This window comes from Nocardioides sp. REDSEA-S30_B4, from assembly GCF_001627265.1.
Taxonomy (GTDB): Bacteria; Actinomycetota; Actinomycetes; order Propionibacteriales; family Nocardioidaceae; genus Nocardioides.
In genome coordinates, this window is sequence record NZ_LUPI01000007.1 from 1 (window position 1) to 18460 (window position 18460).

Here is an 18460-nt window from a genome sequence, read left to right on the forward strand (position 1 = left end):
CCCCGCACAGGGTCACCGAGGTCACCCGTGACGGCCTGACCCTTGACCTGATCGACGAAGGGCCGCTCGACGGCGAGCCCGTCGTGCTGCTGCACGGCTTCCCCGAGCGCGCCACGTCCTGGCGCCTGGTCGCCCCGCTGCTGCACGCCCAGGGCCTGCGCACCCTCGCCGTGGACCAGCGCGGCCACGCGCCCCGGGCCCGGCCGAGGGGTCGGCGTGCATACGCGGTGCAGGAGTTCGCCCGCGACGCCCTCGCGGTCGTCGACGCCGCCGGTGGGCGCGCCCACCTGGTCGGCCACGACTGGGGCGCCGCCACCGCGTGGGTCGCCGCGATGCTCGAGCCGAGCAGGGTGGCGAGCCTGACCGCGCTGTCGGTGCCGCAGCCCGAGGCGTTCATGCGCTCGTGGTTCACCTCCCGGCAGGGCCTGAAGTCCTGGTACATGGCCGCCTTCAACGTCCCGCGCCTCCCCGAGCGGCTGGCCCGTGACGAGGGCGGCTTCATGGAGCGGCTGCTCGGCGGCGGCTTCGGGATGACCCCCGACGAGGTCGCCCGCTTCCGTCGGGAGATCGTCGAGGACGGCGCGCTGCCCGGCGGGCTCGGGTGGTACCGCGGCATCCCGTTCATGGACCGCAGCCTGCTCGGCCGCCGCGTCACCGTCCCCACCACGCTGGTGTGGAGCGACGGCGACGCCGCCATCTGCCGCGCGCCCGTCGACGCCACGCCGCGCTACGTCGACGCGCCCTACGAGCTCGTCGTGCTGCAGGGCGTCACCCACTGGATCCCCACGCAGGCCCCCGAGGCCGCGGCCGAGGCGATCCTCGAGCGGGTGCTCGGCTCGTGAGCGGCACGAATGCTGCCGGCCAGGACCCGACGCAGGGCCCCACCCGCAGCCGCGCGGCGACCGAGGAGAGGTCGGGGGCGCGGCGCGACCGCGAGCGACCGCCGGCGCCCGACCCGTTGCCGCACCCCGTCGTCGACAACCACTGCCACCTCGACATCGCCGACTCCGAGGGGGAGTGGTTCAGCACCGAGCAGGCGCTGGCCGCGTCCGCCGCCGTCGGGGTGCCGCGGATCGTGCAGATCGGCTGCGACCTGCCCGGCGCCCGGTGGGCCGTCGAGGCGGCGGCCACCTACGACGCCCTCGTCGCCGGGGTCGCGCTGCACCCCAACGAGGCGCCGCGGCTGGCGGCGTCGGGGGACCTCGAGGCGGCGTACGCCGAGATCGAGGCCCTCGCGCAGGCGCACGACAAGATCCGCGCCGTCGGCGAGACCGGCCTCGACCACTTCCGCACCGGCGACGAGGGCCGCGCCGCGCAGGAGGAGTCCTTCCGCTGGCACGTCGACCTCGCCAAGCGGCTCGACAAGACGCTGGTCATCCACGACCGCGACGCCCACGAGGACGTGCTGCGGGTGCTCGACTCCGAGGGGACGCCCGAGCGGTGGGTGATGCACTGCTTCTCCGGCGACGCGCTCTTCGCCCGGGCCTGCCTGGACCGAGGCGCGCACCTGTCCTTCGCGGGGACGGTGACCTTCAAGAACGCCGACCCGCTGCGCGAGGCGCTGGCCATGGCGCCGCAGGACCGGATCCTGGTCGAGACCGACGCGCCGTACCTCACGCCGACGCCCTACCGGGGTCGCCCGAACGCCTCCTACCTCGTGCCGCTCACCGTCCGGACGATGGCGCAGGTGCGCGGGGAGGACCTCGGCGAGCTGTGCGTCGCCATCGACGCCACCACCGACCGGGCCTTCGGAGGGCACTGGTGACCGGCTGACCGCCTGACGGGAGGGTCCGAGTCGCCACACCCGTCACAAACCGCAGGTCAGCGGCGTGAGAGGCCTCCTGAGGAACCGTCCCGAGGTGGTCTGGAACCCGGGGAGAGCCTCGACACGTTTGTGCTCGTTGACTTGGCGCGGCGTCCGGATCCTTGTTTTCCTGGGTACTCGACAGCCGGGATCGAGAGGTTCCGTCGGCGCTCCCAGCCGGTCCACCAGGCCGGCTGACATCCCCCGCGCCCGCCGTCCGGTGGCCACCGCCCCCGGTCTGCGACGCGGGTGCGCGCAGACGCTCGAGGCTCGGACAGCACGACGTTCGGAGAAGTGTGCGCAGCACCATCACCACCCTCGCCCGCAGCCGCGCGGTCATGGTCGGACTCATCGCCACGGTGGTCCTGGCCGTCGCCGGCACCACCCTGGGCTACTCCGCCCTGGCCAGCACCGTGACGCTCACGGTCGACGGCGAGACCCGCGAGGTCTCCGCCGCCGGTGAGACCGTCGCCGACGTGCTCGCGGCCGAGGGCGTCGAGCTGGGCGAGCGCGACCTGGTGGCGCCCCAGCGCGACGAGGCGGTCGAGGACGGCAGCGCGATCACCGTGCAGTACGCCAAGCCGCTGACCCTCGAGGTCGACGGCGAGGAGCAGACCCACTGGGTCTACGCCACCGACATCGACTCCGCCCTCTCCGAGATCGGCCGCGGCTTCCGCGACGCCGACCTCTCGCTCTCCCGCGGTGGCGACCTGGACCGCTCCGGCGCGACCCTGGAGGTCACCACGCCGAAGAAGGTGACCCTGGTCATCGCCGGCGGCAAGGCCAAGAAGCGCACGCTCACCGTCGCCACCGTCGCCGACGCCCTCGAGGCCGTCGGGGTGAAGATCCACGAGCGCGACGAGATCAACCTCCGCGCGGGCAAGCGTCTCAAGGGCGGCGAGAAGATCGTCTTCACCGACGTCCAGGTCGAGAAGAAGAAGGTCGACGGCGAGTCGATCGCCTTCGACACGATCGAGCGCAAGGACTCCTCCATGCCCGCCGGCCAGAGCGAGGTCGTCCAGGAGGGCCGCGCCGGTCTGCGCGACGTCGTCTACAAGGTCTTCCTCCGCAACGGCGAGGTCTCGGTCCGCAAGGTCCACAAGGCGACCGTGCTCCGCGAGCCGGTCGACCGCATCGTGAAGGTCGGCACCCAGGTCGCGGCCCCCAACTTCGCCGGCGGCAGCACCGTGTGGGACCGCCTCGCCCAGTGCGAGTCCGGCGGCAACTGGGCCATCAACACCGGCAACGGCTACTACGGCGGCCTGCAGTTCAACCTGCAGACCTGGCGCGCCTACGGCGGCCCGGGCTACCCGCACACCGCCTCGCGGGCCACCCAGATCGCGATCGCGACCAAGCTGCGCAACGCCCGCGGCGGGTACGGCGCGTGGCCGGGCTGCGCCGCGAAGCTGGGCCTGCCGCGCTGAGGGACCGTCACGATGACGGGACGCTGAGCGCTGCCCACTAGCCTGGCACCCATGTCAGACACCTCCGCCGGTCCGAGGCTGCTCGGGCCGGCGGAGGTGCGTCAGCTCGCAGCCGAGCTCGACCTGCGCCCCACCAAGCAGCGCGGGCAGAACTTCGTCATCGACCCCAACACCGTGCGCCGCATCGTGCGCGAGTCCGGCGTCGGGTCGCAGGACGTCGTGGTCGAGGTCGGCCCCGGCCTGGGGTCGCTGACCCTGGCCCTGCTCGAGGTCGTCGACCGGGTCGTGGCCGTCGAGCTCGACGAGCTGCTGGCCTCGCGCCTGCCGCGGACCCTCGCCGAGCACGCGCCCGCCGTCGCCGAGCGCTGCGAGGTCGTGCTCAGCGACGCCCTCAAGGTCACCGACCTCCCCGGTCCGCCGCCGACCGCCCTGGTCGCCAACCTGCCCTACAACGTCTCCGTCCCGGTCCTCCTGCACCTGCTGGCCCTGCTGCCCTCGCTGGAGCGCGGTCTGGTGATGGTGCAGGCCGAGGTCGCCGACCGGCTCGCGGCGAAGCCCGGCTCCAAGGTCTACGGCGTCCCGTCGGTCAAGGCCGCGTGGTACGCCGACGTCCGCCGTGCCGGGGCCATCGGCCGCAACGTGTTCTGGCCGGCGCCCAACGTCGACTCGGGCCTGGTGGCGTGGACGCGCCGCGAGCCGCCCAGCACGACCGTGCCCCGCGAGCGCGTCTTCGCGATCGTCGACGCGGCCTTCGCCCAGCGGCGCAAGGCGCTGCGCGGGGTGCTGCGCGCGGTGGCGCCCGCCGCCGACGTCGACGCCGCCCTGGCCGCGGCCGGCGTGGACCCGCTGGCGCGCGGGGAGTCCCTGACCGTCGAGGACTTCGTGCGCATCGCCGAGGCGCTGCCCCAGTCGTCTGAGCAGCAGCCGGACCAGCCGGACCAGCAGCCGGACCAGCAGCGGGAGGAGCGCGCGTGAGCGAGGCGATGATCCACGACCCGCGCCGGGTGACGGTGCGGGCGCCGGCGAAGATCAACCTGCACCTGGGGGTCGGGGCGCCGCGCGAGGACGGGTTCCACCCGCTGGCGACCGTCTACCAGGCCGTCGGGCTCTACGACGACGTCACCGTCTCGACGTGGCACGAGTGGGACGTCCAGGTGCGTTTCGAGGGCCTGCTGGCCGACCCCGACGCCTCCGACGCGGTGCCCGACGCCGGTCGGGTCGTGCCGCTGGACACCGACAACATCGCGATCCGTGCCGGTCGCGCCCTGGTCGAGCACCACGGGCTCGACCTCGCGGCCGCGATCACGATCCACAAGTCGATCCCCGTCGCCGGGGGCATGGCCGGAGGGTCGGCCGACGCGGCAGCCACCCTCGTGGCGCTCGACCGGCTGTGGGAGCTCGAGACCAGCGACGAGGACCTGCTGGCGATCGCGGCGACGCTCGGCTCCGACGTACCCTTCGCGCTGCTCGGTGGCACCGCGGGTGGCACCGGCCGCGGCGAGGTCGTCGAGCCGCTGCCCGACACCGGCTCGTGGTGGTGGGTGGTCGTGGGGAGCGACGTCGGGTTGTCGACGCCGGAGGTCTACCGCGCCTTCGACGAGCTGAGCGACCTCACCGTCCTCGACGAGCCGTTCCTGCCACCGGACCTGCTGATGAGCCTGGCCGAGGGGAGCCTGATCGCCCTGCCGGGGCAGCTTCAGAACGACCTGCAGGAGGCGGCGCTGTCGCTGCGCCCGGACCTCGTGCGCACCTTCGACGACGGCTACGAGGCCGGCGCGATGGAGTGCCTGCTGTCGGGGTCCGGCCCGACGGTGCTGCTGCTGTGCAGCGACGCCGACCACGCCCGGGAGGTGACCGCCGCGATGCACGCCGCCGGGCACCCGCGCACGGTCGCCGTGCCCGCGCCCGTCTCCGGCGTGCACGTGGTCTCCTACGACGGCGGGCCGGTGGGCTGAGCCCGTGTCGAACCTGCTGAACCTCGAGCTCGTCTCGAAGTCCTACGGCGTGCGCCCGCTGCTCTCCGAGGTCTCCCTCGGCGTGGGGGAGGGCGATCGCATCGGCATCGTCGGCCGCAACGGCGACGGCAAGACCACGCTGCTGGAGGTGATGACCGGCCTCGAGGAGCCCGACTCCGGCCGCGTCTCCCGCCGCCGCGGCCTGCTGGTCGGCTACCTCCACCAGGGCGACGAGCTCGTCGACTCCCACAGCGTGCGCGAGGCGGTCCTCGGCGGCATGGCCGACCACGAGTGGGCCGCCGCGACCCGCACCCGCGAGGTGGTGGAGGAGCTGCTGGCCGGCATTCCGCTCGACCGCGCCGTGGCCGGGCTCTCCGGCGGCGAGCGGCGGCGCTGCTCCCTGGCCGCGCTGCTGCTCGGCGACCACGACCTGATGGTGCTCGACGAGCCGACGAACCACCTCGACGTCGAGGCGGTCGCCTGGCTGGCCGCGCACCTGCGCACCCGCGACCAGGCGCTCGTGGTCGTCACCCACGACCGGTGGTTCCTCGACGAGGTGTGCCAGTGGACCTGGGAGGTCCACGACGGCCAGGTCGACGTCTACGAGGGCGGGTACGCCGCGTTCACGCTCGCCAAGGCTGAGCGGCAGCGCCAGGCCTCGGCCGCGGAGCTCCGTCGGCAGAACCTCGTGCGCAAGGAGCTGGCCTGGCTGCGCCGCGGACCGCCGGCGCGGACCTCCAAGCCGAAGTTCCGCATCGACGCGGCGAACGCGCTCATCGCCGACGTGCCCCCGCCGCGGGACCGGCTCGAGCTCGAGCGGTTCGCGACCCAGCGGCTCGGCAAGGACGTCGTCGACCTCGAGGACGTCGACCTCGTCCGCGGGGAGCGCCGGCTGCTCTCGCACGCCACCTGGCGGCTCGGGCCGGGCGACCGGGTCGGGATCGTGGGCGTCAACGGCGCCGGCAAGACCTCCGTGCTCAACCTGGTCTCCGGCGCGGTGCTGCCGCACGCGGGCCGGGTCAAGCACGGGCGCACGGTGCGACTGGCGCACCTGACGCAGGCGATCGACGAGGTCGACCCCGAGGCCCGGGTCCTCGCCACGGTCGAGGACATCCGACGGGTGTCGAAGACCCTCGACGGCAAGGAGATGACCGCGACCTCGCTGCTGGAGCGCTTCGGCTTCACCGGCGACCGGCTCACCGCGCGGCTCGGCGACCTCTCCGGCGGCGAGCGGCGCCGCTTCCAGCTGCTCAAGCTGCTGCTTGACGAGCCCAACGTGCTGCTGCTCGACGAGCCGACCAACGACCTCGACATCGAGACCCTCACCGTCCTCGAGGACTTCCTCGACGGCTGGCCGGGCACGCTGGTCGTCGTCTCCCACGACCGCTACTTCCTCGAGCGGGTCACCGACTCCACCTGGGCGCTGCTCGGCGACGGGCAGATCTCGATGCTGCCCGGCGGCGTCGAGGAGTACCTCGAGCGTCGCGCCGCCCTCCTCGCCGAGCCGGCGCATCCTTCCGCCGGCTCGACGCCCGCCGAGCCGGCGTATCAACACGCCGGCTCGACGCAGGGAGGGCAGGGAGGACAGGAAGCACCCGCAGCGGCGGCACCCAAGGCGAAGGCCGGGTCGGCCGAGGAGCGGGCCGCGCGCAAGACTCTGGCCCGCCTCGACAAGCGCCTCGAGCGGATCGCCGCGCGCGAGGCCGAGCTCAACGCCCTGGTCCTCGAGCACGCCTCCGACCACCAGCGGCTGGCCGAGATCTCCGCGGAGCTCGGTGAGCTGTCGGCGGAGAAGGACGAGGTCGAGATGGAGTGGCTCGAGGCCGCCGAGGCGGTGGAGTAGCCCCGGATCAGCCCCGGATCAGCCCCGGTTCACCAGGGATGGCCCGAACGGGCCATGCCGCCCGTCGCGCGGCCAGACCTGCGCCGCCGACCCCCGGAGGGGTCAGGTGAGCGGGGTCCCTGCCGATCGGAGAGGGGCAGACGGACACGGAGGTCCGTCCCGGCCGAGGAGGCGTGATGCAGGAGCTCATGGGTACGAGGGACGTGCTGGTCCTCAGCGGAGGTGCCTCCCGGGGCGCCGTCCAGGTCGGGATGATGAAGGCCCTCGTCGAGGCGGGCATCCGCCCGGCGGCGTATGTCGGCACCTCGGTGGGTGCGCTCAACGCGGCGTTCCTCGCCGGCTCCGAGCCCGACGAGCTGCCCGACCGCGTCGACGAGCTCGGCCGGCACTGGGCGGGCATCACCACCCGTGACGTGTTCCCGGGCAGCCACTGGACCCGGATCGGCCACGTCGTACGGCACCCGGCCTCGCTCTACTCCTCCTCGGGCCTGCAGACCCTGGTGCGCACCTGGGCGCAGCACGAGCGGCTCGAGGACCTCCCCACCCCGCTGCGCGTGGTCACGACCCGGCTGGAGACCAGCGAGGCGGTCTACCACGACGCCGGCGACCTCCACACGCTGCTGATGGCCTCCACGGCGCTGCCCAGCATCTTCGACCCGATCCGGCTCACCGGCCCGGACGGTCCCGAGACCCACGTGGACGGCGGCATCGCCGACCTCGTGCCGGTGGCCGGCGCTCCCTCGCTGGCCCCGACCCGGGTGATCGTGCTCGACGCGAGCGTGCCCGCCCGGCTGCGCAGGGTGCGCACCCCCATCGACGTCCTGCTGGCCAGCCTGGCGGTGTCGATGCGGGTGCGTCCGAGCGTGGACATGCCCGGGGTCGAGGTCGTCCACCTGACCGCCCCCGACCTCGGCATCCGCATGCACGACTTCTCGCGCACCGCCGAGCACGTCGCGATGGGCCACGAGGCGGCCACCGCTGCGCTGCGCACCCGTCTCCCGGCTGCTGCCTGAGGGGTCAGTCGGAGAACGGCGCGAGCAGGGTCCGCAGCAGGTCGGCCAGCGTGGCGCGATCGCGCTCGGGGAGGTCGGCCAGGAAGGTCTGCTCGGCCTCGAGCAGGGCGTCGAACGCGCTGTCGACGGCGGCCTTGCCCTCGGGCGTGAGCCGCACCAGCACGCCGCGCCGGTCGTCGGGGTCGGGGTTGCGCTCGACGTAGCCGCGCGCGACCAGCCGGTCGACCCGGTTGGTCATCGTCCCGCTGGTCACCAGCGTCTCGCGCAGCAGCTTGCCCGGCGAGAGCTCGTACGGCGCACCGGCACGTCGCAGGGCGGCGAGCACGTCGAACTCCCACGACTCGATGCCCTGGGCGGCGAAGGCCGCCCGCCGCGCGAGGTCGAGGTGACGGGAGAGCCGGCTGATGCGGCTGAAGACGGCGACGGGACCCAGGTCGAGGTCGGTGCGCTCGCGCGCCCATGCCTCGACCAGCTCGTCGACCTCGTCCCGCATCGCGCCAGGATACATCGAGATTCTCGACGTCAAGAGACTGTGGTTCCCGGCCGACGCACAGACGGGTTCCGGGCTGGGGTCGGGCGGGGGTCGGCCGGGGACCCTAGGCTCGGCCCGTGCCCTCGTCGGAGACGCCCGCGCCCGGGACCCTCAGCCTCGACCTGCCCCACGGCCTGCACGTGGAGGCGCTGACCTGGGGGCCCGACGACGGTCCGCTGGCGGTGCTGCTGCACGGCTTCCCCGACACCGCGCACACCTGGCGGCACCTCGGGCCCGCGCTGGCGCGGGACGGCTGGCGGGTGGTCGCGCCGTTCCTGCGCGGCTACGCCCCGACCGGGCTCGCCCCCGACGGCAGCTACCACGTGCCGGCGCTGTGCCACGACGCGATCACCCTGCACGCGGCCCTCGGTGGTGACGAGCGCGCGGTGCTGGTGGGGCACGACTGGGGCGCGATCACGGCCAACGGCGTCGGGGCGGCCGAGGCGTCGCCGTACTCCGCGATCGTGAGCATGGCCGTCCCACCGGTGCCCGCGCTGGTGCCGCAGGGGGTGGGGGACGCCGGGCTGCTGGCGCAGCAGGCGCTGATGAGCTGGTACACCGTGTTCCACCAACTGCCGGTGCTGCCCGAGCGCGTCTTCTCCCGCCACGTCGCGCGGCTGTGGCGCAGCTGGTCGCCGGGCTACGACCCCGGCGAGGACCTCGAGCTGCTGGCCGCCGCCCTGCCCGACCGCGCCCACCGCCGGGCCGCGATCGACTACTACCGGGCGGCCCCGCGGCAGGGGCGGCTGCCTGCGACGTACGCCCACCTCGCCGACTCCTGGCTCGCGATGCCGACGGTGCCGCTGCTGCACCTGCACGGCGCCCGCGACGGCTGCCTCAGCGCTCGGTTCGCGACCCGGCTCTCCGAGGTCGCGCCGACGACCTGTCGGGTCGAGGTGGTGCCGAGCGCGGGGCACTTCCTCCAGCTCGAGCGCCCGGACCGGGTGAACGCGCTGGTCAGGGGGTTCCTCACCGAAGTCTCTTGACATCAAGACACTTCCGGCGCACGCTGAAGATGTCTTGACGTCAAGATATCTGGAGGCGCCGTGCACACCTGGGACCCCACCACCTACCTCTCGTACGCCGACGAGCGCACGCGCCCGTTCGTCGAGCTGCTCGCGCGGGTGCCCGACCCCCACGGGCGGGCGGTGGCGAGCGTCGTCGACCTCGGCTGCGGCCCCGGCCACCTGACCGGGCTGCTTGCCCGGCGCTGGCCCGGCGCCAGGCTCCACGGGGTCGATGCGAGCACCGAGATGATCGCGTCCGCGCGCGACCGGGTCGGCGGGCCCGGGGATGGCTCGGAGGGCGCCGGAGAGACCTACGAGGTCGCGGACCTGCGCGACTGGCTGGCGGCGCCGGAGTGGCCGGGGTCCAGGGCGGGGGAGAGGTCGGACGTGCTGGTCACCAACGCCACGCTGCAGTGGCTCCCCGACCCGCTGGACCTGCTCCCCGCGATGGTCGGGAGGGTCGCGCCGGGCGGCGTCCTGGCGATCGGGGTCCCGGCGAACTTCGACGAGCCCAGCCACGTGCTGCGCCGCGAGCTGGCCGCCGAGGCGCCCTACGCGGCGCACACGGCCGGGGTGGCCTCGCCGTGGTCGCCAGGGGCGATGGCCTACCTGGAGGCGCTGACCGACCTCGGGTGCGAGGTCGACGCGTGGGAGACGACCTACCTGCACGTCCTGGAGGGCGAGGATGCGGTCTTCGAGTGGATCTCCGGCACCGGCGCGCGCCCGACGCTGCAGGCGCTGCCGGCCGGGTCGCGCGAGGAGTTCGCCGGCGAGCTGCGCAGGCGGTTGCGGGCGGCGTACCCACCCCGGGACGGGCGGGTCGTGCTGCCCTTCCGGCGGGCGTTCGCGGTCGCGCGGGTGCCGGCGTGATGCGGCTGCACCACGTGCAGCTCTCGTGCCCGGCCGGTGGCGAGGAGGGTGCGCGGAGGTTCTGGGTGGAGGGCATGGGGCTGGTCGAGGTGGCCAAGCCGTCGGTGCTGGCGGCCCGGGGCGGGGCGTGGTTCCGCGGGGGAGCGGTCGAGGTGCACGTGGGGGTCGAGGAGCCGTTCGTCCCGGCGCGCCGCGCGCACCCGGCGCTGCTGCTGGACGACCCGGAGGAGCTCGCCCGCACGGCCGAGAGGCTCCGAGACCTCGGTTTCGAGGTGGACTGGACCGATCGGGCGACCTTCCCCGGCCACGAGCGCTGCCACGCCCACGACGCGCACGGGAACCGGGTCGAGCTGCTCGCCATCCCCCGGGGGGCGTAACCCCCTGGGGTGTCGGGCGTTCTACCGGTGTCGACCTGCCACGGCGTGACCACGCCGGGCCACACTCGGAGGCCGGGCCGGGCGACGCGTCACACGTCACGGCGACCCACGAGGTCGCCAGCATCCCCCCGAAAGGCCGGCCTCCGAGCATGGACCACGCCCGCGACCTCGCCCCCGTCGTCAACCGCATCAAGCGCGCCCAGGGCCAGCTGGCCGGCGTGCTGCGGATGATCGAGGAGGGCCGCGAGCTCGACGACGTCCTCAACCAGCTCAAGGCCGTCTCCAAGGCGCTGGACCGCGCCGGCTTCGCCCTGGTCACCCAGGACCTGCGCCAGGCGCTCGTCACTGGAGGTGCCGTCAGCGAGGCCGACCTCGACGCCTACGAGAAGCACTTCCTGTCGCTGTCCTGAGACCCGTGGCGGCCAGGGTTACCGACCGGTAGCATCCCGGTCATGAGCCAGGTCCTCTCCATGTGGCGCACCGCCAGCACCCTCCCGGTGGTCGGCAGCAGCGTCGGCACCCGCGTCTTCAGCCTCGTCTTCGGCCAGAAGGCGCCGTACTTCTCCTCGATCCGCCCGCGCTTCACCGTGCTCGAGCCCAACCACGCCGAGCTGGTCATCCCCAAGCGCCGTGCGGTCCAGAACCACATCGGCACCGTCCACGCCATCGCCTTGTGCAACGGACTCGAGGCCGCCATGGGTGCGCTCGCCGAGGCAACCATCCCGAGCGACCGGCGCTGGATCCCCAAGGGCATGGAGGTCGGCTACACCGCCAAGGCCACCAGCGACATCACCTGCGTCGCGGAGACCGACCCCGAGCAGTGGACCGCCGACCTCGGCGCCGGCTACGACCTCCCCGTGCGCGTCAAGGGCGTCCGTGACGACGGCACCACCGTCGTCGAGGGCACCATCAACCTCTGGATCAGCCCGAAGAAGTAGGTCCTGCCCCACCGGTCAGGCTGCGCCACCCGTGTTCTGGCCGCCGTCCATGTTGCCGGCGCGCGTGAGGTCGATCGGGTTCTTCTCGCCCACGAACTTCTTCTGGGCGTAGGTGGCAAGGATGGTCAGCAAGAGGTTCACCGCGATGTAGAGGCCCGCCACGACGATCATCGTCGGGATGCGGTTGTCGAACTCGAGGTAGATCTGCTTGTAGACGCGGGTCAGGCCCGGTGCCAGCACGTACTGCCCGAGTGCGGTGTCCTTCAAGGCGACGATGCACTGGCTGATGATCGAGGGCAGCATGATCTTGACCGCCTGCGGCAGCAGCACGATGTTCATCACCTGCGTCTTGCGCAGTCCCACGGCGTAGGCCGCCTCGCGCTGCCCCTTCGGGACGGCGTTGACGCCGGCGCGCAGCACCTCGGCCAGCACCGCACCGTTGTAGAGCGCCAGGGCGATGACGACGGCCCAGAAGGAGGCGCTCTCGCTGTTGATCCCGATGAAGTACCAGGCGAAGACCATCAGCAGCAGCACCGGGATGGCACGGAAGAACTCCACGACCAGCCAGGAGGGCCAGCGCACGAAGCGGTGCTCGGACATCTTGCCCACACCCAGGGCGAAGCCGACGACCGCGGCGAACAGGATCGCCAGCGCCGCCATCTTCAAGGTGTTGAGCAGGCCGTCGACCAGGAGCACCTGGAGGTACTTGGGGGTCAGGAAGACCTCCCACTTGTCGTAGGCGAACTGCCCGTCGTCGTAGAGGGACCCCACGATCCAGGCCAGGACCGCGAGCACGGCTAGGCCGGCGACCACGGTGTAGATGCGGTGCCGACGGATGGTCCGCGGCCCGGGGGCGTCGAAGAGCACTCCGGCGCTCATGCCGCAGCCGCCCGGTAGCGCCGCTCCAGCAGGAGCGAGAGTGCTGAGAAGAGCTCGACGATGACGATGTAGCCGAGCGCGAAGGCGATGAAGATCGCGGTCCTCTCCGAAGCGAAGTCGTTGGTGAAGGCCCGCATCTGTGCGGTTGCCTCGGCAACGCCGAAGACGGCGGCCACTGAGGTGTTCTTGATGAGGGCGATCTGGACGCTGGCCAGGGGCGGGATCGAGGCGCGGAACGCCTGGGGGAGCACCACCTGGGTCATCACCCCGCCGAAGGGCAGGCCGATCGCTCGGGCGGCCTCTGCCTGGCCCAGCGGCACGGCGTTGACGCCTGACCGGAGCGCTTCGCACACGAAGGAGGAGGTGTAGAGGGTGAGGGACACGACGGCGGCGCCGAAGAAGGCGGTGAAGTCGAAGCGTCCGATGTGGACATCCAGCCAGTTGAAGGTGATGCCCAGGACGGGGGCGGCGAAGGAGAAGAAGGCGAAGACGATCACCAGCGGTGTGTTCCGCGCGAGGGTGACGTACGTCGTCGCCGCCCAGCGCAGGACCGCGATCGGACCCACACGCATGGCCACGAGAACGGTCCCCAACAGCAGCGAGAGCAGCCCGGCGACCACGAACAGGAAGAACGTGTAGCCGAAAGCCCGCAGATAGAGGTCGAAGTTGTCGAGGACGGCCACCAGGTCCGCTCCTTCTCTGAGGTGGTCGAGCGGCCGGCGGGGGGCGAGGACCCCCGCCGACCGGCTACGACGCGATGGTTCTGCTCAACTGCCCGAGCCGGGTCAGGCGGGGCAGTCGTCCAGGGCCGGCGGCTCCGGGGTCTCGACGCCCGAGGGGCCCAGCGTCAGCTCGAAGGCCTCGGCCCACGAGCCGTCGTCGAACGCCTCGGAGAGCACGCCGTTGATCCACTCGCACATCTCCGGCTCGTCCTGGGAGTAGCCGACACCGATGCGCTCCTCGGAGAACTCGTCGCCGACGACCTTCAGCTCACCCTCGTTCTGAGCGGCGAAGCCGGCCAGGATCGATCCGTCTGTCGACATCGCCGACACGGTGCCGTCGAGGACCTTCTGGACGCACTCGCTGTAGGAGTCGTAGCCGACGCCCTTGGCCCCGGCCTCGTTGATGCGATCGATCGAGGTCGAGCCGGTCACCGAGCAGACCTCCTCGCCCTTCAGGTCGTCGATGGACTCCACGTCGGAGTCGGCCGGGACGAGCACCTGCTGGCCGGTGATGAAGTACGGCCCGGTCTGACCGACGACCTTGCGACGGTCGTCGGTGATCGAGTACGACGCCAGCACCAGGTCGACCTTGCCCGACTGCAGGAACGGCTCACGGTTGTCGGAGATGGTCTCGACCCAGTTCACCTTGCTGGTGTCGCTGGGATCGATACCGAGGTCCGCGATGAGGATCTTGGCGATCTCGACGTCGAATCCGCTGGGGATGTCGTCTCCGGCACCCTTGAAGCCCAAGCCGGGCTGGTCGTACTTTACGCCGACGTTGATGGTGCCCGCTTCGGCGATCTCCGCCATCCGCGAGCCCTCCTCGAACTTGCTCGCGTCGACCTCCTCGGCCTGGACGTCCCGGCCTTCGGTGTCGCTGCCGGCATCGCCGCAGGCCGCGAGACCTCCGGCCAGCAGGAGCGCCGCAGCCGCGGCGCGGAACCTGAGTACGCGCATTCCTTCTCTCCCTTTCGTTCTCCGAGTCGACGGGTGTCGAGTCAGTCGTACGTCGCTGGTGGGTGGGACGGGCCCGCCCGGAAGTGCTGGGTCAGTGCTTCAGGATCTTGCCGAGGAAGTCCTTGGCGCGATCGGACTGCGGGTTGGTGAAGAACTCCTCGGGGGTGTTCTCCTCGACGATCGCGCCGTCGGCCATGAAGACCACGCGGTCGCCGGCGGTGCGGGCGAAGCCCATCTCGTGGGTGACCACGACCATCGTCATGCCCTGCTTGGCGAGGTCCACCATCACGTCGAGGACCTCCTTGATCATCTCGGGGTCCAGGGCGGAGGTCGGCTCGTCGAAGAGCATCACCTTCGGGTCCATCGCGAGGGCGCGGGCGATCGCGACGCGCTGCTGTTGGCCGCCGGAGAGCTGGGCGGGGTACTTCTGCGCCTGGTGGGCGATGCCCACGCGGTCGAGCAGCTCGAGGCCGCGCTTCTCGGCGTCGGCCTTCTTCACGCCCCGGACCTTCATCGGGCCGAGCGTGACGTTCTCGAGGATGGTCTTGTGGGCGAAGAGGTTGAAGCTCTGGAAGACCATGCCGACCTCGGCACGCAGCTTCGCGAGCTCCTTGCCCTCCGCGGGCAGCGGCTGCCCGTCGAGGCTGATCGAGCCCTTGTCGATCGTCTCGAGCCGGTTGATCGTGCGGCACAGGGTGGACTTGCCGGAGCCGGACGGGCCGATGACCACGACCACCTCGCCGCGGTGGATCGTGAGCTCGATGTCCTGCAGGACGTGGAGGTCGCCGAACCATTTGTCGACGTGGTCGAGGACGACGAGGGGATCACCGGCGGCCGTGCTGCCCGCCGCATCGGACTGCGTCATGGTCCAGCACCCTAGCCACAAGTTCTGGGCCGCTGCCACGCCTGCGGGCGCGACCTGGGGTCGCGATCAGGTCACGATCAGCGGCCGGTCCCGGGTCGCGGCCCCGGGGACCGCCCCCAGGAACACCGGGTTGGTCAGGGCGACCATGGCCAGGCCGGGCACCCCGGCGAGTGGGTTCAGCTCGGGCTCACCGTCCGTGCGGCGTACCTCCGCGCGGACGAAGGGCGCGAGCCCGGCCGGCACCTGCACGGCGACCTCGGCGGCGCCGTCCTCGTCGGTCAGCGCGCCGGCCAGCGGCGTGACCGGGCCGATCACCTGGGCGAGGCACCCGGGCGCCCCGCTCACCGCGAGGCGTACGTCGACGAGGTCGGTCGGACCGGCGCCGAGGGCCTCCCCGCAGCCGGCGGTCCGGTCGCCCAGGCTCGCCTCGAGCGCCAGGTCCACCGCGCTGGACTCGGCGATCCACGCGTGCCCGCCGCGGAGCCCGCGCACCACCGCGTTGGTCGACAGCGACGCCGCGCGGACGACGGTCTGCGGCAGCCCGACGGTCTGGCCCTCGTGGTGGGAGTCGCTGTTGCCCATCACCGGCACGTAGCGGCCGGCCACCAGCATCGCGTGCCACGCCGCGACGGCCGTCTGGTCGTCGAGGGTCCAGGGACCGTTCCAGATCTCGACGAGGTCCATGTCGGCGTACGTCGGGTCGAAGCCCCACGTCGAACCCGGGCCGGGGGAGAAGGGGTGGGCCGTGACTGCGAGCCCGCCGACGCCGCGCACCCGCTCGGTGAACGTCGCGAGCTCGTCGTCCTCGGGGCGGAAGCGCCAGTCGATCCAGGTGCCCGCCGGCAGGCCCAGCGCGAGCCAGTGCCCGGCGCGGGTGGTGACCTCCTCGCCAGGGATGACCAGGAAGTCGTCGGGAACGTGCCGGCCCCAGGTGAGCTGGGCGGAGGAGGTGTTGTGCTCGGTCGAGCCGATGAAGTCCAGGCCGGCCTCGCGGGCCAGCGCCAGCAGCGAGCGCTGGGTGTGGCGGCCGTCGGAGTGGACGGTGTGCAGGTGGCAGTCGCCGCGGTACCACCCGGGCCCGGAGCCCTTCACGCGTCGCGGCGCGGGCTCGGGCTTGAACCGACGGCGGTCACGGCCGAAGTGCAGCGTCACCGTCACCTCGTAGTCGACGCCCGGCGGCACCACCGCGAAGGGACCCAGGACGACGTGCCAGGTGCCGGGGGTGATCGGCCCGGCGAGGTAGCCCGGGGTCGCCCGGCGGCGACTGATGCGGAACCGGTCCCGCGCCCCTCCCGACCAGCCGCGGAAGCCGCTCGCGTCGCCGAGGTCGTGCCCGCTGGGGTCGAAGATCCCGAGGTCGATCACGTTGGCGCTGAAGCCCAGGCCGGTGTCGGTCTTCTCGTAGGCGTAGGACACCTCGATCTCGCGGACGCCGCGCGGCACCTCGACCGGCAGGTAGTGCCAGTCCGGCGTGCCCACGCCGGTGAAGGTGCCGGTGAACGTCTCGGTGCGGCTCTGCCCGGCCGCCGCCGGCTCGAAGCGCGCCACGGCCGCGGTCGTCACGACCCCGGTGGAGCCGGCCAGCAGACCGCGACGGGTCAGGGGACAGGTGCACACGCAGTGCCCAACGAGGCAGCGCGGGATTCGGGACGCCCGGGCCACCCGCCGTACCCTTGTGGACTGTCATGAGCACCGTCGCGCAGCCCCGCACCTACGAGGTCAAGACCTACGGGTGCCAGATGAACGTCCACGACTCCGAGCGCCTCTCCGGGCTGCTGGAGGACGCGGGCTACGCGCGCGTCCCCGCCGGCGAGCAGGCCGACGTCGTCGTCTTCAACACCTGCGCGGTCCGCGAGAACGCCGACAACAAGCTCTACGGCAACCTCGGCCACCTCGCGCCGGTCAAGGCCGAGCACCCCGGCATGCAGATCGCCGTCGGCGGCTGCCTTGCGCAGAAGGACCGCGACACGATCACCCGCAAGGCGCCGTACGTCGACGTCGTCTTCGGCACCCCACAACATCGGCTCGCTGCCGGTGCTGCTGGAGCGCGCCCGGGTGCAGCAGGAGGCCCAGGTCGAGATCCTGGAGAGCCTCGACGTCTTCCCCTCCACGTTGCCGACCAAGCGCGAGTCGGCGTACGCCGCGTGGGTCTCGGTGTCGGTGGGCTGCAACAACACCTGCACCTTCTGCATCGTGCCCGCGCTGCGCGGCAAGGAGAAGGACCGCCGCCCCGGTGAGATCCTCGCCGAGATCGAGGCGCTGGTCGCCGAGGGCGTCTCCGAGATCACGCTGCTCGGTCAGAACGTCAACGCCTACGGCGTGGAGTTCGGTGACCGGCAGGCCTTCTCCAAGCTGTTGCGCGCGTGCGGGGAGATCGAGGGCCTGGAGCGGGTGCGCTTCACCAGTCCCCACCCGGCGGAGTTCACCGACGACGTCATCGACGCGATGGCCGAGACGCCCAACGTCATGCCGAGCCTGCACATGCCGCTGCAGTCGGGCTCGGACAAGGTGCTCAAGGACATGCGCCGCTCCTACCGCTCGGCGAAGTACCTCGGCATCCTCGAGCGCGTCCGCGAGCAGATCCCGCGCGCCGCCATCACCACCGACATCATCGTCGGCTTCCCCGGCGAGACCGAGGAGGACTTCCTCGAGACGATGCGGGTGGTGCGGGAGTCGCGCTTCGCCAGCGCCTTCACCTTCCAGTACTCCAAGCGCCCCGGCACCCCCGCCGCCGAGCTGCCCGACCAGGTCCCTCCCGAGGTGGTGAAGGACCGCTACGGCCGCCTGGTCGACCTCGTCAACGAGATCGCCTGGGAGGAGAACAAGCAGCTCGTCGGTCGCACCGTCGAGCTGATGGTCGCCGAGGGCGAGGGCCGCAAGGACACCGAGACCCAGCGGCTCTCGGGGCGGGCCCCCGACAACCGGCTGGTCCACTTCGCCTGGGACGACACGGCGGTCGAGGAGCTGACGCCGGTGAGTGGCGGGTCGGCGGTTGAGGAGCGAGCGCCAGCGAGTGGCGGGTCGGCGGTTGAGGAGCGAGCGCCAGCGAGCGTCTCGAAACCCCGTCCCGGCGACATGGTGACCGTCGAGATCACCTACGCCGCGCCGCACCACCTGGTGGCCGACCGCGTGCTGTCGGTGCGTCGTACCCGCTCCGGGGACGCGTGGCAGGCCCGCACCGAGGGCCCGCAGCAGACCGGCGTCGGGCTGGGGATGCCGTCGGTCGGCGTGCCCGCTCCGCTGCCGGACGCACCCGCCCGCCGCTGAGGGACCG

At 72.4% G+C, this 18460-nt stretch carries 18 protein-coding genes and 1 pseudogene; 13 read left to right on the forward strand and 6 right to left on the reverse strand.

Annotation, left to right across the window (positions count from 1 at the left end; genetic code table 11):
• The 7 genes from A6R01_RS01295 to A6R01_RS01325 all read left to right on the forward strand — a co-directional run.
• The coding region (locus tag A6R01_RS01295; protein WP_292602721.1) for an alpha/beta fold hydrolase at positions 1 to 842 on the forward strand (842 nt) is incomplete at its 5' end.
• Positions 839 to 1765 carry a TatD family hydrolase gene (locus tag A6R01_RS01300; RefSeq protein WP_292602723.1) on the forward strand — a complete coding sequence of 309 codons (927 nt, stop codon included), beginning with the start codon at positions 839 to 841 and terminating at the stop codon, positions 1763 to 1765. The genes A6R01_RS01295 and A6R01_RS01300, both read left to right, overlap by 4 nt.
• Positions 1766 to 2100: 335 nt before the next feature.
• Complete coding sequence (locus A6R01_RS01305) at positions 2101 to 3228, forward strand: resuscitation-promoting factor (protein WP_292602726.1); 1128 nt, start codon at positions 2101 to 2103, stop codon at positions 3226 to 3228.
• A gap of 51 nt (positions 3229 to 3279) precedes the next feature.
• Entirely contained in the window at positions 3280 to 4203 is a 924-nt protein-coding gene (gene rsmA, locus A6R01_RS01310; protein WP_292602729.1) for a 16S rRNA (adenine(1518)-N(6)/adenine(1519)-N(6))-dimethyltransferase RsmA, read from the forward strand.
• The gene (locus A6R01_RS01315; protein ID WP_292602732.1) at positions 4200 to 5183 is read left to right on the forward strand and encodes a 4-(cytidine 5'-diphospho)-2-C-methyl-D-erythritol kinase; all 984 of its coding nucleotides are present in this window, start codon (positions 4200 to 4202) and stop codon (positions 5181 to 5183) included. Before rsmA ends, A6R01_RS01315 begins: the two co-directional genes overlap by 4 nt.
• 4 nt (positions 5184 to 5187) lie before the next feature.
• Positions 5188 to 7026 (forward strand): ABC-F family ATP-binding cassette domain-containing protein, encoded by a 1839-nt coding sequence (locus A6R01_RS01320; RefSeq protein ID WP_292602736.1) that lies wholly within the window; start codon positions 5188 to 5190, stop codon positions 7024 to 7026.
• A gap of 176 nt (positions 7027 to 7202) precedes the next feature.
• Positions 7203 to 8039 carry a patatin-like phospholipase family protein gene (locus A6R01_RS01325; protein ID WP_292602738.1) on the forward strand — a complete coding sequence of 279 codons (837 nt, stop codon included), beginning with the start codon at positions 7203 to 7205 and terminating at the stop codon, positions 8037 to 8039.
• A gap of 4 nt (positions 8040 to 8043) precedes the next feature.
• Here A6R01_RS01325 and A6R01_RS01330 read toward each other — a convergent pair whose 3' ends face one another.
• Positions 8044 to 8532 (reverse strand): MarR family transcriptional regulator, encoded by a 489-nt coding sequence (locus A6R01_RS01330; protein ID WP_292602741.1) that lies wholly within the window; start codon positions 8530 to 8532, stop codon positions 8044 to 8046.
• A gap of 116 nt (positions 8533 to 8648) precedes the next feature.
• Here A6R01_RS01330 and A6R01_RS01335 point away from each other — a divergent pair, with 116 nt between their 5' ends.
• The 5 genes from A6R01_RS01335 to A6R01_RS01355 all read left to right on the forward strand — a co-directional run bounded on the left by A6R01_RS01335 (position 8649) and on the right by A6R01_RS01355 (position 11763).
• Positions 8649 to 9557, forward strand: coding sequence for an alpha/beta hydrolase (locus A6R01_RS01335; RefSeq protein ID WP_292602744.1), 909 nt, complete (start codon positions 8649 to 8651; stop codon positions 9555 to 9557).
• 60 nt (positions 9558 to 9617) lie between these two features.
• Positions 9618 to 10448: a methyltransferase domain-containing protein gene (locus A6R01_RS01340; RefSeq protein WP_292602747.1), complete on the forward strand. Its 831-nt coding sequence runs from the start codon at positions 9618 to 9620 to the stop codon at positions 10446 to 10448.
• Positions 10448 to 10825 (forward strand): VOC family protein, encoded by a 378-nt coding sequence (locus A6R01_RS01345; RefSeq protein WP_292602839.1) that lies wholly within the window; start codon positions 10448 to 10450, stop codon positions 10823 to 10825. The genes A6R01_RS01340 and A6R01_RS01345 overlap by 1 nt, the downstream gene beginning before the upstream one ends.
• A gap of 149 nt (positions 10826 to 10974) precedes the next feature.
• Positions 10975 to 11235, forward strand: coding sequence for a metal-sensitive transcriptional regulator (locus tag A6R01_RS01350; protein WP_292602751.1), 261 nt, complete (start codon positions 10975 to 10977; stop codon positions 11233 to 11235).
• Between the two features lie 42 nt (positions 11236 to 11277).
• Positions 11278 to 11763: a hotdog fold domain-containing protein gene (locus A6R01_RS01355; RefSeq protein ID WP_292602754.1), complete on the forward strand. Its 486-nt coding sequence runs from the start codon at positions 11278 to 11280 to the stop codon at positions 11761 to 11763.
• 15 nt (positions 11764 to 11778) lie between these two features.
• Here the strand turns inward: A6R01_RS01355 and A6R01_RS01360 are convergent, their stop codons facing one another.
• The 5 genes from A6R01_RS01360 to A6R01_RS01380 all read right to left on the reverse strand — a co-directional run bounded on the left by A6R01_RS01360 (position 11779) and on the right by A6R01_RS01380 (position 16803).
• Complete coding sequence (locus A6R01_RS01360) at positions 11779 to 12642, reverse strand: amino acid ABC transporter permease (RefSeq protein ID WP_292602757.1); 864 nt, start codon at positions 12640 to 12642, stop codon at positions 11779 to 11781.
• Positions 12639 to 13325 carry an ABC transporter permease subunit gene (locus A6R01_RS01365; RefSeq protein ID WP_292602760.1) on the reverse strand — a complete coding sequence of 229 codons (687 nt, stop codon included), beginning with the start codon at positions 13323 to 13325 and terminating at the stop codon, positions 12639 to 12641. The genes A6R01_RS01360 and A6R01_RS01365 overlap by 4 nt, the downstream gene beginning before the upstream one ends.
• Positions 13326 to 13427: 102 nt before the next feature.
• Positions 13428 to 14321: a glutamate ABC transporter substrate-binding protein gene (locus tag A6R01_RS01370; RefSeq protein ID WP_292602763.1), complete on the reverse strand. Its 894-nt coding sequence runs from the start codon at positions 14319 to 14321 to the stop codon at positions 13428 to 13430.
• Positions 14322 to 14412: 91 nt separating this feature from the next.
• The gene (locus A6R01_RS01375) at positions 14413 to 15186 is read right to left on the reverse strand and encodes an amino acid ABC transporter ATP-binding protein (protein WP_292602766.1); all 774 of its coding nucleotides are present in this window, start codon (positions 15184 to 15186) and stop codon (positions 14413 to 14415) included.
• Between the two features lie 66 nt (positions 15187 to 15252).
• The gene (locus tag A6R01_RS01380; protein WP_292602769.1) at positions 15253 to 16803 is read right to left on the reverse strand and encodes a CehA/McbA family metallohydrolase; all 1551 of its coding nucleotides are present in this window, start codon (positions 16801 to 16803) and stop codon (positions 15253 to 15255) included.
• A gap of 68 nt (positions 16804 to 16871) precedes the next feature.
• Here A6R01_RS01380 and miaB point away from each other — a divergent pair.
• Positions 16872 to 18453 (forward strand): annotated as a pseudogene (gene miaB, locus A6R01_RS01385) (tRNA (N6-isopentenyl adenosine(37)-C2)-methylthiotransferase MiaB).
• The last annotated feature ends 7 nt before the right edge of the window (positions 18454 to 18460 follow it).

What these genes read in the sequence shown, in the direction of transcription:
- A6R01_RS01330 (WP_292602741.1), bottom strand. Translation starts at nt 8,532, where the DNA reads ATGCGGGACGAGGTCGACGAGCTGGTCGAGGCATGGGCGCGCGAGCGC.
- A6R01_RS01325 (WP_292602738.1), top strand. Translation starts at nt 7,203, where the DNA reads ATGCAGGAGCTCATGGGTACGAGGGACGTGCTGGTCCTCAGCGGAGGT.
- A6R01_RS01345 (WP_292602839.1), top strand. Translation starts at nt 10,448, where the DNA reads ATGCGGCTGCACCACGTGCAGCTCTCGTGCCCGGCCGGTGGCGAGGAG.
- A6R01_RS01350 (WP_292602751.1), top strand. Translation starts at nt 10,975, where the DNA reads ATGGACCACGCCCGCGACCTCGCCCCCGTCGTCAACCGCATCAAGCGC.
- A6R01_RS01355 (WP_292602754.1), top strand. Translation starts at nt 11,278, where the DNA reads ATGAGCCAGGTCCTCTCCATGTGGCGCACCGCCAGCACCCTCCCGGTG.
- rsmA (WP_292602729.1), top strand. Translation starts at nt 3,280, where the DNA reads ATGTCAGACACCTCCGCCGGTCCGAGGCTGCTCGGGCCGGCGGAGGTG.
- A6R01_RS01370 (WP_292602763.1), bottom strand. Translation starts at nt 14,321, where the DNA reads ATGCGCGTACTCAGGTTCCGCGCCGCGGCTGCGGCGCTCCTGCTGGCC.
- A6R01_RS01375 (WP_292602766.1), bottom strand. Translation starts at nt 15,186, where the DNA reads ATGACGCAGTCCGATGCGGCGGGCAGCACGGCCGCCGGTGATCCCCTC.
- A6R01_RS01360 (WP_292602757.1), bottom strand. Translation starts at nt 12,642, where the DNA reads ATGAGCGCCGGAGTGCTCTTCGACGCCCCCGGGCCGCGGACCATCCGT.